The 12,082-nt window shown below is 62.9% G+C and carries 11 protein-coding genes; 7 read left to right on the top strand and 4 right to left on the bottom strand.

What is annotated here, in order from left to right:
• Positions 1–13: 13 nt before the first annotated feature.
• Positions 14–1,069, bottom strand: a complete 1,056-nt coding sequence (locus EKL15_RS16060) for a sugar phosphate isomerase/epimerase (protein WP_102984638.1) — start codon at positions 1,067–1,069, stop codon at positions 14–16.
• Between the two features lie 140 nt (positions 1,070–1,209).
• On the opposite strand from EKL15_RS16060, the gene EKL15_RS16055 reads away from it, so the two are divergent.
• On the top strand, positions 1,210–1,800 hold the full coding sequence (locus tag EKL15_RS16055) for a TetR/AcrR family transcriptional regulator (protein ID WP_060439882.1): 591 nt from the start codon (positions 1,210–1,212) through the stop codon (positions 1,798–1,800).
• Here EKL15_RS16055 and EKL15_RS16050 read toward each other — a convergent pair.
• On the bottom strand, positions 1,797–2,099 hold the full coding sequence (locus EKL15_RS16050; RefSeq protein ID WP_047730662.1) for a cupin domain-containing protein: 303 nt from the start codon (positions 2,097–2,099) through the stop codon (positions 1,797–1,799). The genes EKL15_RS16055 and EKL15_RS16050 overlap by 4 nt on opposite strands.
• Before the next feature lie 94 nt (positions 2,100–2,193).
• A complete protein-coding gene (locus EKL15_RS16045) occupies positions 2,194–4,074 on the bottom strand; it encodes a potassium transporter Kup (RefSeq protein WP_203089881.1) in 1,881 nt (626 codons plus the stop codon).
• Between the two features lie 240 nt (positions 4,075–4,314).
• Between EKL15_RS16045 and EKL15_RS16040 the strand changes: the two genes are divergently transcribed.
• Together EKL15_RS16040 and EKL15_RS16035 are read left to right on the top strand one after the other, a co-directional pair.
• Positions 4,315–6,054: an ABC transporter permease subunit gene (locus EKL15_RS16040; protein ID WP_203089880.1), complete on the top strand. Its 1,740-nt coding sequence runs from the start codon at positions 4,315–4,317 to the stop codon at positions 6,052–6,054.
• 12 nt (positions 6,055–6,066) lie between these two features.
• Positions 6,067–7,386 carry an AAA-associated domain-containing protein gene (locus tag EKL15_RS16035; RefSeq protein WP_038880164.1) on the top strand — a complete coding sequence of 440 codons (1,320 nt, stop codon included), beginning with the start codon at positions 6,067–6,069 and terminating at the stop codon, positions 7,384–7,386.
• Here the strand turns inward: EKL15_RS16035 and EKL15_RS16030 are convergent.
• On the bottom strand, positions 7,383–8,312 hold the full coding sequence (locus EKL15_RS16030; RefSeq protein WP_197779354.1) for a LysR substrate-binding domain-containing protein: 930 nt from the start codon (positions 8,310–8,312) through the stop codon (positions 7,383–7,385). The two genes, EKL15_RS16035 and EKL15_RS16030, sit on opposite strands and share 4 nt — an antisense overlap.
• A gap of 169 nt (positions 8,313–8,481) precedes the next feature.
• On the opposite strand from EKL15_RS16030, the gene EKL15_RS16025 reads away from it, so the two are divergent.
• From EKL15_RS16025 to EKL15_RS16010, 4 genes are read left to right on the top strand one after another with little or no spacing between them, the layout of a single operon-like run.
• Positions 8,482–9,432: a branched-chain amino acid ABC transporter permease gene (locus tag EKL15_RS16025; protein WP_087762767.1), complete on the top strand. Its 951-nt coding sequence runs from the start codon at positions 8,482–8,484 to the stop codon at positions 9,430–9,432.
• A gap of 10 nt (positions 9,433–9,442) precedes the next feature.
• Positions 9,443–10,555, top strand: a complete 1,113-nt coding sequence (locus EKL15_RS16020) for an ABC transporter ATP-binding protein (RefSeq protein ID WP_060418741.1) — start codon at positions 9,443–9,445, stop codon at positions 10,553–10,555.
• Entirely contained in the window at positions 10,552–11,322 is a 771-nt protein-coding gene (locus EKL15_RS16015) for an ABC transporter ATP-binding protein (protein WP_060418738.1), read from the top strand. The genes EKL15_RS16020 and EKL15_RS16015 overlap by 4 nt, the downstream gene beginning before the upstream one ends.
• A complete protein-coding gene (locus EKL15_RS16010; protein ID WP_100395745.1) occupies positions 11,315–12,028 on the top strand; it encodes an ABC transporter ATP-binding protein in 714 nt (237 codons plus the stop codon). Before EKL15_RS16015 ends, EKL15_RS16010 begins: the two co-directional genes overlap by 8 nt.
• Positions 12,029–12,082 lie beyond the last annotated feature (54 nt).

The raw sequence follows: 12,082 nt of genomic DNA, 5'->3' as shown, positions 1-12,082 counted from the left end.
TGAAGGATTAGGCTCAGCGAATGCCGAGCAAGGCATTGATCTGCTGTGGGTTGACCGGCGCGCCGGCGAAATCGTCGAACACTTTGTCGGTGACGTGGATAATGCGATCGCGAATGAAGGCTGCGCCTTCGCGTGCGCCGTCCTGCGGGTTTTTCAGGCAACATTCCCACTCCAGCGCCGCCCAGCCCGAATAATCGTACTGCGTCAGGCGTGAAAAGATGCCGTTGAAATCGACCTGGCCGTCGCCCAGCGAGCGGAAGCGGCCGGCGCGATCGATCCAGGATTGATAGCCGCCGTAAATACCCTGCCGACCGGTCGGATTGAACTCGGCGTCCTTGACGTGGAACATGCCGATAACCTCTTTATAGATATCGATAAACTCCAGATAGTTGAGCTGCTGCAGCACCATATGGCTCGGGTCGAACAGCACCCGGCAGCGCGGATGGTGGCCGACGCGCTCATGAAATATTTCGAATGTCACGCCGTCGTGCAGATCCTCGCTCGGGTGAATTTCGTAACACAGGTTGATCCCCTGCTCGTCGCAGGCGTTAAGCACCGGCAGCCAGCGCCTGGCGAGTTCGTCGAACGCGGTATCGATCAGTCCTTCCGGACGCTGTGGGAACGGAAACAGATAGGGCCAGGCCAGCGAACCGGAAAAGGTGCCCAGTTCGCTGAGCCCGAGCCGCGCCGACGCCTTCACCGCCAACAGCATTTGCTGCCGCGCCCACTCGCCACGCGCCTGCGGATTGCCCTGTAGCGCCGGCGGCGCGAAGCTGTCAAACAGCGCATCGTAAGCCGGGTGTACCGCCATCAGCTGGCCGAAGATATGGCTGGTCAATTCGCTGACCACCAACCCCTGTTCCGCCAACATGCCGATCAAATCATCGCAGTAGGTTTGGCTTTCCGCGGCGGTGGCCACGTCGAATAAACGCCGATCCCAGGCCGGGATCTGCAGCGCACTAAAGCCGGTCTGCGCCGCCCATTCGGCGATGGCGGGCAGGCTATTGAACGGCGCTGTCTCATCGCTGAACTGCGCGAGATGCAGGCTTGGACCTTTGAGGGTTTTCATCGTAAACTCCAATTGGTTGTCGATTGGCAAACAATAGGAGCAAAGCGCGATGACCGCAAGAGAAATTTATAAAGACATTGGTATTCCCGCCGATTTAAGCGATCCTATGTTGCTGAATGGCAGGTAAATTGGAGCAGCGAATGGCAGGCAGACCGCGCGAGTTCGACCGCGAACAGGCGCTCTTGAAGGCGCGAAACTTATTCTGGCGACAGGGCTACGAAGGCACCTCGATGTCGGATCTGGTGGCGGAATTGGGCATTGCTTCCGCGCGCATCTACAAGGCGTTCGGCTCCAAAGAGCAGCTGTTCCGCGAGGCGATCGCCAGTTATGAAACCGAGGAAGGCGGCTTCGCCGATCGCGCCTTCGCGCAGGAAAGCGGCATTCGCCCGGCGATCCAACGTATGTTGGAAGATGCCGTGCGGCTCTACAGCCGGCCGGATCTGCCGCAGGGTTGCATGGTGGTCTCCTCCGCCGCCAGCGTCAGTGCGGAGAACGACGGGCTCAAAACCTGGCTGGCTGAGCATCGGTTGCAGCGCACCCAGCAGATCGTCGAACGGCTGCGGCAGGCGGTGCAAGCCGGCGAACTGCCGGCCGGCACCGACGCCGACAGCCTGGGGGACTTTTTCGCCGTCTTCCTGCACGGCCTGTCGATTCAGGCGCGTGACGGCGTCACTGAAGCGCGACTGTTGGCGGCGGTAAAGGTGGCGCTCACCGCCCTGGGCGACGCTTAATCTTCGGGCAGATCGAAAATCACCAGCGTGCCTTCGCTGCCCGGCAACACGCGGTGCGGCACGCCGGCCGCGGCCTGATACAGCTGGCCGGCCTGCACCACAATCGTTTCCCCCGCCACCTGCAGCCGCAGCTGCCCGCGGATCACCAGCAGCCCTTCGCTGTAATCATGCACTTCATCCGCAATGCTGCGCTCATCCATGCGCAGCACTTTGATATTGGCCGCACCGACGCGGCCCAGCACGGTAGAACGCCAGGCCTCAGGCAGTTCGGCCGCCTGCAGGTTTAAATCGAACAGCATCGGTACCCCCTATGGTTATCGAACGTAGCGGCACTCTACGCCGACTGCGGCCGGCGTGGAAAGAATCCCGGGTTGTAGCTTATGCCCGCCCGGCCTATACCGGCACCCGGCGGCTGATCTCCACCACCTGATCGCTGGGCAGGTAATAATAATCCGTGACGTGCATGCCGTTGCGCACCATCAGCGCGAACAGGTTGCGCTGCCAGGACGGCATCCGGTCGCTCGCCTCGCGGCGCACCACGGTTTCATGGCCGAGATAGTAAGTCGCCTCGTCGAAGTTCAGGCCGCATTTTTGCGCTTCGACGTGCTGCAGCAGCTGCGGGATGTTCGGCCGCTCCATAAAGCCGTAGCTGGCCACGCCGCACCAAAACCCCGGCGCCAGTTCGCGCATCACCAGGCGTTCGGCATTCGATACCCGCGGTTCATTGACGATGGCAATGGTCAGCGCCAGCACGTTGGCGTGCAGCGAACCGTTGCGTTTGACGTGCCATTTCATTACCGGCGGCGTGCCCTGCAGGCTGCGGGTGAGAAAGACCGCGGTGCCCGGCACCCGCGGCACGGATTCACGCTGGATTTTCGCCAGGAAATCCGCGATCGGCACCGTCGTCTCGCCGAGGGTGCGCACGGCCGCCAGCACCCCGCGATGCCAGATCAGCATCACGGTATAGACCGCGGCGGCCAGCAGCAGCGGGATGTAACCGCCCTGCAACACCTTGGTCAGGTTGGCCGTCAGGAAGCTCAGATCGACCACGAAGAAACACCCCGCCACCAACAGGCTGGCGGCCAGCCCCCAGCGCCACACCTCGCGCATCGCCACGAACAGCAAGCCGGTGGTCATGATCATGGTCAACGAAACGGCGATGCCGTAGGCGGCGGCCAGATTGTCCGAGGATTTGAAGAACACCGTCAGGAACAGCGTCACCACCATCAGCAGCCAGTTGATGGCGCCGATGTAGATCTGCCCGTAGCTTTCCTCGGTGGTTTGTTTAACCCGCAGCCGCGGCAGCCACCCCAGCTGGATTGCCTGGCGGGTCATCGAAAACGCGCCGCTGATGATCGCCTGGCTGGCGATGATCGTCGCCAGCGTGGCCAGGATCACCAGCGGGATCAGCAGCGCCGGCGGGCACAGGCGGAAGAAGATGTTCTGCGTGACGTCGGCGCCGGCCAAAATCAGCGCGGCCTGGCCGGCGTAGTTGAGCAACAGGCTGGGAAAAACGATGTCGAACCAGGCCAGCCAAATCGGCCGTTTGCCGAAGTGCCCCATGTCGGCGTACAGCGCTTCGGCGCCGGTGACGCACAGAAACACGCCGCCCAGCACCAGGAAGCTGGTCAGCCCATTCGAGAACAGGAAATGAATGCCGTACATCGGGTTCAGCGCCAGCAGCACCGCCGGGTGCTGGATGATGCCCCACACGCCCAGCGCGGCGATCGACAGGAACCACAACGCCATGATCGGCCCGAACACGCGGCCGATACGTGCGGTGCCCAGCGGCTGAATGGCGAACAGGCTGAGCAAAATCACCACCGCCGCCGGCAGAATGTAGGGCTGCGACGCCGGCAGCACGATATTCAGCCCCTCGAGGGCGGAGAGCACCGAGATGGCCGGCGTGATGGCGCCGTCGCCGTAGATCAACGCCGCGCCGAACAGGCCGGCGAACAGCACCAGCGGCCGGGATTTCCGCCTGCTGACCAGCAGCGACATCAGCGCCATGATGCCGCCCTCGCCGCGGTTGCCGATGCGCATGGCGAACATGGCGTATTTGAGCGAGGTGACGATCACCAGCGTCCAGAAAATCAGCGACAGCAGGCCAAGGATCACCGGCGCCGACGGCGCATCGCCGGAGAGAAACAGCACGGTTTTCAGGGTGTACAACGGGCTGGTGCCGATATCGCCGAACACCACGCCCAAAGCGCCCAGCGCCAACGGCGCCAGGCCGGTCTTGTTCGAGGTTTCCGTATCATTGCCGACAGACATCTGCTTGCTCCTTAGCCTTGCACAGTGAGTTGGAATTATTGTCACTTTATTGCCGCCGCGCCACTCGCTCGGCAGCGATAAGCATAACTTAACCGTCATCTTCACGGGTTACAGTATCGCCCGTTTGCGGCACAGAAACCGCCGCCGGTGAGCAACGGTTTAGAATCGCCCGCGCCGGATGGTCTATAGTCCTTATGCGATTGTCACTTTCTTGTTTGCGCCCGCCGTGGGAGAAGTGAAATGAACGTCCGGCTCAACACCCATGTTTCCGCCCGGCGCCTGCTGCCCAATGGCTGGGACGTCATCGCCTTTCCGCTGATCATCGGCCTGATCGCCATGATGGCCATCGGCCTGCATCAAACCCTGCAACCGATCGTCACGCTGAAAACGCAGGCGATATCGCTCGATCCCGCCAACCTGCCGGAATACGCCCTGCGCACCACGCTGCGCATGCTGGTGGCGATGGTGGCCGCGCTGGTGTTCTCGCTGGTCTACGGCACCCTGGCGGCCAAGAGCCGGCGCGCCGAAAAGGTGCTGGTGCCGATCCTCGATATCCTGCAGTCGGTGCCGGTACTCGGCTACATCTCTTTCACCGTCACCTTTTTCATCGCGCTGTTCCCCGGCCGGGTGCTCGGGGTCGAGCTGGCGGCGATGTTCGCCATCTTCACCAGCCAGGCGTGGAATATGACCTTCAGCTTCTACCAGTCGCTGCGCACCGTGCCGCGCGATCTGCAAGAAGTGGCGCGCGGCTTCCATCTGAGTCCGTGGCAACGTTTCTGGAAGCTTGACGCGCCGTTCGCCATGCCGGGGCTGATCTGGAACATGATGATGTCGATGTCCGGCGGCTGGTTCTTTATCGTGGCGTCGGAAGCGATCACCGTCGGCAACAACACCTTTACGCTGCCGGGCATCGGCGCGTATCTCGCGCAGGCGATCCTGAGCAAGGATCTGCCCGCGATAGGTTGGGTGCTGCTCACCATGACGGTGGTGATCCTGGCCTACGATCAGCTGCTGTTCCGGCCATTGGTGGCATGGGCGGACAAATTCCGCATGGAAACCACCCGCTCGGCGAGCGCCCCCACTTCCTGGCTGTTGAACCTGATGCGCCGCACGCGCCTGATCCATCTGCTGCTGACGCCACTGGGCGCGCTGCTGGCCAAAACCGCGCGCCTGAAACTGAGCCTGCCCGCCCGGCCGTTGCGCCTCGGCAATAGCGCCCAACGGCAGCGGCGTTCGCGCACGATCGATCGGTGTTGGAGCACCATCGTCATCCTGCTGACGCTGGCGATCGCCTGGCGCGTCATTCTCTATGTGCAGACCGGCGTGACGCTCAATGACGTGGGCCATGTGATGGTGCTGGGGCTGATCACGCTGCTGCGCGTGGCGGTGCTGATCGCCCTGTCGTCGCTGATCTGGGTGCCGCTCGGCGTACTGATCGGCCTGCGCCCGACGCTGGCCGGAAAGATCCAGCCGATCGCCCAGTTTCTGGCCGCGTTTCCGGCTAACCTGCTGTTCCCGGTGTTCGTCATCACCATCGTCCACTTCCGGCTGAACCCCGATATCTGGCTGTCGCCGCTGATCGTGTTGGGCACCCAGTGGTACATTCTGTTCAACGTGGTGGCCGGCGCCACCGCGTTGCCCAACGACTACCGCGAGGCCGCCGCCAATTTTCACATTCGCGGTTGGCAATGGTGGCGCCAGGTGATGCTGCCGGGCATCTTCCCCTATTACATTACCGGCGCCATCACCGCGTCGGGCGGCGCCTGGAACGCCAGCATCGTGGCGGAGTTCGTGCAGTGGGGCAGCACCCAGGTGAAGGCACATGGGCTGGGTGCCTACATCGCCGAAACCACCGCCGCCGGCGATTTCCCCAAGATCATTTTGGGCATCGCCGTGATGTCACTGTTCGTTACGCTGTTCAACCGTCTGCTGTGGCGGCCGCTTTACGCCTACGCCGAATCCCGCTTCCGCATCGATTAAGGAGCCGTTCAGATGTCAGACCTTCACCCAACGCAGGCGACGCACTCGCCCGGCGAGGAAATTTTAGCGGTCAACGCGGTCAGCCATGGCTATGACAAGGCACATGGCGAGCTGCTGATCCTCGACGGGGTCAATCTGTCGCTGCGGGCGGGCGAGATCGTCGGGTTGCTGGGCCGCTCCGGCTCGGGCAAATCGACGCTGCTGCGCATCATCGCCGGCCTGGTTACCCCCACCGCCGGGACGGTGAACTACCTGGGGCAGCCGCTGAACGGCCCCGCCAAAGGCGTCGCCATGGTGTTTCAAACCTTCGCGCTGTTCCCCTGGCTGACGGTGCTGCAAAACGTTGAGGCCGGCCTCGAGGCGCTGGGCGTCGCCCCTGCCGAACGGCGCGAGCGGGCATTGGCGGCCATCGATCTTATCGGCCTGGACGGCTTCGAAAACGCCTACCCGCGCGAGCTTTCCGGCGGCATGCGCCAGCGCGTAGGCTTTGCGCGCGCGTTGGTGGTGGATCCTACGCTGCTGCTGATGGATGAGCCATTCTCGGCGCTGGATGTGTTGACCGCCGAAACGCTGCGTACCGACCTGCTGGATCTGTGGACCGAGGGGCGAATGCCGATCAAATCGGTGCTGATCGTCACGCACAACATCGAGGAAGCAGTCTTCATGTGCGATCGCATTCTGCTGCTCTCTTCCAACCCCGGCCGGGTGATCGCCGAAATCAAGGTGCCGTTCAGCCACCCGCGCAACCGGCTGGATCCGCAGTTCCGCCGCCTGGTGGACGATGTGTACGCCAAGATGACCGCCCGCCCGACCGACGGCAACGTCAAGAAAGGGCTGAAGCTCGGCACCCGGCTGCCGCACGTGTCCACCAACCTGATCGCCGGCCTGATCGAAACCCTGGCCGCCGCGCCCTATTTCGGCCGTGCCGACATGCCGGAGATCGCCCTCTCGCTGCATCTGGAGGTCGATGAGCTGTTCCCCATCGCCGAAGTGCTGCAGTCGCTGGGCTTCGCCGACGTGCGTGAAGGCGACATCTTCCTGACGCCGCCGGCGCGCGCCTTCGCCGACGGCGACGTTCAGGCGCGCAAAGTGCTGTTCGCGGAGCATCTGCTGCGCTATGTGCCGCTGGCCGCGCTGATCAAAAACGTGTTGGACGAGCGGCCGGGGCACCGCGCGCCGCGCGTGCGTTTCGAGCAGGAGCTGGAGGATTCGCTGTCGGACAGCGCCGCCAAAGAGACGCTGGATACGGTGATCAACTGGGGCCGTTACGGCGAAATCTTCTCCTACAACGATCAAACGGCGTTTTTCAGCCTGGAGGACGTCGAGTTTTAAGCGAGCCGGCGCTCATCGGCTTCGCGGCGCAGCCACTGCCGCAGGTTTTCACCCTCCTGCGACAGTTCGCTATCCAGGCGAGCGCACAGGTAATAATCCCGACCGTCGTCGATCGGCAGATCGAACATTTTGATCAACTCGCCGCTTTCAAGGTACTGGGCGATTAACGGCTCGCGCATCAATGCACACCCCAATCCCGCCTGCACCGCCGCCAGCGTCAGCAACCCGTCTTCGAACATCGGCCCGATGCTGCGCAGCGGGCGTTTAACGCCGGCCAGCTGAAACCATTGCATCCAGGTATTACGCTCCTCGTCATGCAGCAGCGGCAGCGCCGCCAGCTGATCCGGCGTATCGAGCAAACCGTGCAGTTTACTGAATGCCAGGCTGCACACCGGCACCATTTGGCCGGACATCAGCTTTTCGCTGCGATAGCCGGTCCACTGCCCAACCCCGAAGCGGATCGACAGATCGGCGGCGTCGCTCAGGTAATTGCGGTGGTTGGCGTAAACCACATTGATGTCGATATCCGGATTTTCCCGCAGAAAGCCGCGCAGCCGCGGAATGAACCAGCCCATGCCGAACAGCGGGATCAGGCTGATGGTGACCTGCCGCGACGCGGACTGCTCGCGCACGTGTTCGGTCGCCTGGCGCAGCACGTTAAACGCCGAGCGGATCGAGCGGTAATATTCCCGCCCCTCGCCGCGCAGCACCAGATGGCGCCCCTGCCTTTCGGTCAACGGCATCTGCAAGAATGCCTCCAGCGTTTTCAGCTGATGGCTGACCGCCGAAGGCGAAATCATCAGCTCCTTCGCCGCCGCGCTGATGCTGCCCAGGCGCGCGATGGCCTCGAACGCCCGCACGGCGCGCAGCGGCGGATCGTTCGGCAACATCGGCAACGGCTCATCGTACTGTTCTGTTTTTTTCATATATCGATTGTTTTATGGAAAGTCCGGGAGAAGGTTTTATTTAATATACATAAAAATCAAAGCATTAAAATCACTCGTTTTTTGTATAAGAAAGTATTTTTCCGTATTTTACAATTTTTTTAAATTCTCTACTGTGAGCCTCCTGACTCATTATCTCCGGACTCTCCCTATGGATACGCTGGTACAGCAGACCGTCAACGGTTTGATGCTCGGCAGCATCTATGCGCTGATCGCGCTCGGCTACACCATGGTGTACGGCATCCTGCGCATCATCAACTTCGCGCATGGCGACGTGCTGATGGTCGGGGCGCTCAGCGCGCTGTCGGCGATCGGCGCGTTGCAGCATCATTTTCCCGCGTTACCGCCCTACGCCACGCTGCTGCTGGCGGCCCTGTTCGCCATGGCCGTCTGCGCCATCACCTCGATGGCGATCGAACGTCTGGCCTATCGCCGGTTGCGCAATGCACCGCGCCTGGCCCCGCTGATCAGCGGCATCGGCGTCTCGCTGCTGTTGCAAACCCTGGCGATGCTGATCTGGTCACGCAATCCCCTGATGTTTCCGCAGCTGTTGCCGATGACGCCCATCGCCCTGACCGCAGGCAGCGCCGAACATGCGCCGGCGGTAATCACCGGCACCGCGATCGTCACGCTGGCGGTGGCCGTGGCGGTCATGGCCGGCCTCTGGCTGCTGGTCGAACACAGCCGTTTCGGCCGCGCCATGCGCGCCACGGCGGAAAACCCGCAGGTCGCCGGCCTGATGGGAATCAGTCCTGACCGCATCATCGTTCTGACCTTCGCGCTCGGCGGCGCGCTGGCGGCGGTAGCCGGCATCATGATGGCCAGCAACTACGGCAACGCCGGCTTCTCGATGGGCTTTTTGCCCGGCATCAAAGCCTTTACCGCCGCCGTGCTCGGCGGCATCGGCAACCTGCGCGGCGCGATGCTCGGCGGTTTGCTGCTGGGGCTGTTCGAATCGCTGGGCACCGGCTATCTCGGCGAGCTGACCGGCGGCGTATTCGGCAGCAACTACCAGGACGTATTCGCGTTTCTGGTGCTGATCGCCGTGCTGGTCTTCCGCCCCTCCGGGCTGTTGGGCGAACGCATCGCCACCCGCGCATAAGGACATCACGATGACCGTTTTAACTTCCTCGCTTCCTCTGGCCACGCCTCGGCGCGCCAGGCTGGGGCTGACGCTGTTCATTCTCGCCCTGCTGCTGGCGCCCTGGGTGGCGGGCGCCGCCGGCGGCAACTACTGGGTGCGCGTCGTCGACTTCGCGCTGCTGTACCTGATGCTGGCGCTCGGGCTGAACATCGTGGTGGGCATGACCGGATTGCTGGACATGGGCTTTATCGCTTTTTACGCCGTTGGCGCCTATCTGGCCGCGCTGCTGTCGTCACCGCATCTGACGCAGCAGTTCCCGCTGCTGCTGCAGTGGTTCCCCGATGGGCTGCACCTGTCGATGCTGTGGCTGATCCCGCTGGCGGCGCTGCTGGCGGCGGCGTGCGGCATTCTGCTCGGCGCGCCGACGCTGCGGCTGCGCGGCGACTACCTGGCGATCGTCACGCTCGGTTTCGGCGAGATCGTGCGTATTTTGATGCGCAATCTCGACCGCCCGGTCAACCTCACCAACGGCCCCAAAGGCATTTCCGGCATCGACCCGGTCAGCCTGTTCGGCCTGAAGTTTTCCGGCATGCATGAGTGGTTCGGCGTGCGTTTCTCCGGCCTGTACCTCTATTACTACCTGTTCGCCGCGCTGCTGCTGGCGATCCTGTTTATCAGCCTGCGGCTGCAAAACTCGCGCATTGGCCGCGCGTGGACGGCGATCCGCGAAGACGAGGACGCCGCGCGGGCGATGGGCATCAACACCCGCAACTTCAAGCTGCTGGCCTTTGCCATCGGCGCCACCTTCGGCGGCGTGGCCGGCGCGCTGTTCGCCGCGTTTCAGGGCTTCGTGTCGCCGGAATCGTTCACCCTGCAAGAGTCGATCGCCGTACTGGCGATGGTGGTGCTCGGCGGCATGGGGCACATCCCCGGCGTGATCCTGGGCGCGCTGCTGCTGGCCGCTCTGCCGGAGCTGCTGCGCAGCAGCATGGGGCCGCTGCAGCAGGCGCTGTTCGGCCAGGTGCTGATCGACCCGGAAATTATCCGCCAACTGTTTTACGGCCTGGCGCTGATCCTGGTGATGCTGTATCGCCCGGCGGGCCTGTGGCCGGCCCGCCACCTAAGAGGGAATGCCGCATGACGCCTTTGCTCGCTTTACACCACGTCAGCAAACGCTTCGGCGGCCTGACGGCGATGGATGACGTCAGCATGAGCATCCGCCAGGGGGAAATCTATGGCCTGATCGGGCCAAACGGCGCCGGTAAAACCACCTGCTTCAATCTGATCACCGGCCTGTACCGTGCCGACGAGGGCGAATTTCGCCTGCAGGGCCAGCGCTATAAGCCCCAGGCGATCGATAAAGTGGCGCAGGCCGGCATCGCCCGCACCTTCCAGAACCTGCGGCTGTTCAACGAAATGAGCGTGCTGGAAAACGTGATGGTCGGCTGCCACGTACGCACCCGCAACGGCCTGTGGGCGGCGATCGCCCGCCACCGCCGTGCCAGGGAGGAAGAACAGGCGGTACGCGATAAATCCCATGCGCTGCTGGAGTATGTCGGCATTGGCCAATTTGCCCATTACCGCGCCGGGGATCTCGCCTACGGGCACCAGCGCCGTCTGGAGATCGCCCGCGCGCTGGCGACCGAGCCCCGGCTGCTGGCGCTGGACGAACCGGCGGCCGGCATGAACGCCGGAGAAAAAGTGGCGCTGCGCGAGCTGCTGCTGCGCATTCGCGACAGCGGCAAAACGCTGCTGTTGATCGAACACGACGTCAAGCTGGTGATGGGTTTGTGCGATCGCCTGACGGTGCTGGATTACGGCAAAGCGATTGCCGAAGGCGAACCGGCGCAGGTTCGGCGTGAACCGGCGGTCATTCAGGCCTATCTGGGAGGCGGCGCGCATGTCTGAAGCCCTGCTGAGCGTTAAACGACTCAACGTGTCTTACGGCGGCATTCACGCGGTCAAAGGCATCGACTTTATGGTCAACGCCGGCGAACAGGTCACGCTGATCGGCGCCAATGGCGCGGGCAAGACCTCTAGCCTGCGGGCGCTGACCGGGCTGCAGCCGTTCGAGGGCGACATCCTGTTCGACGGCCGTTCGATTCGCGGCGTGCCGCCGCACCGCTTGCTGCAACAGGGGCTGGTGATGGTGCCGGAAGGTCGTGGCATTTTCACCCGCCTGACGGTGCGAGAAAACCTGCAGCTGGGCGCCTATGCGCGCCGTGACAAAGCGGCGGTGCGGCACGATTTCGAACGGGTATGCGCCACCTTCCCACGCCTGAACGAGCGCCTGCATCAACCGGCCGGGCTGCTTTCGGGCGGCGAGCAGCAGATGGTGGCGATGGGCCGCGCGCTGCTCAGCCGCCCGCGCCTGTTGATATTGGACGAACCGTCGATGGGGCTGGCGCCGATTGTGGTGGAGGCCATTTTTTCGGTCATCAAACAGTTGGCTCGTGACGGCGTCACGCTATTGCTGGTCGAGCAAAACGCCCGCCTGGCGCTGGAGTCTACCGACCGCGCCTATGTGTTGGACAGCGGCAGCCTGAGCCACAGCGGCCGCTCCGCCGCGATGCTGGACGATGAAAAAATCAAACAGATCTATTTGGGTGAATAACCGTTGTTACCTTTAACCGCACCAGGAGTATGACATGCAGCAGAACTTTCGCAT

This window comes from Serratia sp. 4542 (genome assembly GCF_016805595.1).
Classification (GTDB): domain Bacteria; phylum Pseudomonadota; class Gammaproteobacteria; order Enterobacterales; family Enterobacteriaceae; genus Serratia; species Serratia nevei.
This window is presented reverse-complemented; position numbering and strand designations above follow the sequence as displayed.

What these genes read in the sequence shown, in the direction of transcription:
- EKL15_RS16010 (WP_100395745.1), top strand. Translation starts at nt 11,315, where the DNA reads ATGTCTGAAGCCCTGCTGAGCGTTAAACGACTCAACGTGTCTTACGGC.
- EKL15_RS16030 (WP_197779354.1), bottom strand. Translation starts at nt 8,312, where the DNA reads ATGAAAAAAACAGAACAGTACGATGAGCCGTTGCCGATGTTGCCGAAC.
- EKL15_RS16060 (WP_102984638.1), bottom strand. Translation starts at nt 1,069, where the DNA reads ATGAAAACCCTCAAAGGTCCAAGCCTGCATCTCGCGCAGTTCAGCGAT.
- EKL15_RS16040 (WP_203089880.1), top strand. Translation starts at nt 4,315, where the DNA reads ATGAACGTCCGGCTCAACACCCATGTTTCCGCCCGGCGCCTGCTGCCC.
- EKL15_RS16020 (WP_060418741.1), top strand. Translation starts at nt 9,443, where the DNA reads ATGACCGTTTTAACTTCCTCGCTTCCTCTGGCCACGCCTCGGCGCGCC.
- EKL15_RS16025 (WP_087762767.1), top strand. Translation starts at nt 8,482, where the DNA reads ATGGATACGCTGGTACAGCAGACCGTCAACGGTTTGATGCTCGGCAGC.
- EKL15_RS16015 (WP_060418738.1), top strand. Translation starts at nt 10,552, where the DNA reads ATGACGCCTTTGCTCGCTTTACACCACGTCAGCAAACGCTTCGGCGGC.
- EKL15_RS16055 (WP_060439882.1), top strand. Translation starts at nt 1,210, where the DNA reads ATGGCAGGCAGACCGCGCGAGTTCGACCGCGAACAGGCGCTCTTGAAG.
- EKL15_RS16050 (WP_047730662.1), bottom strand. Translation starts at nt 2,099, where the DNA reads ATGCTGTTCGATTTAAACCTGCAGGCGGCCGAACTGCCTGAGGCCTGG.
- EKL15_RS16035 (WP_038880164.1), top strand. Translation starts at nt 6,067, where the DNA reads ATGTCAGACCTTCACCCAACGCAGGCGACGCACTCGCCCGGCGAGGAA.
- EKL15_RS16045 (WP_203089881.1), bottom strand. Translation starts at nt 4,074, where the DNA reads ATGTCTGTCGGCAATGATACGGAAACCTCGAACAAGACCGGCCTGGCG.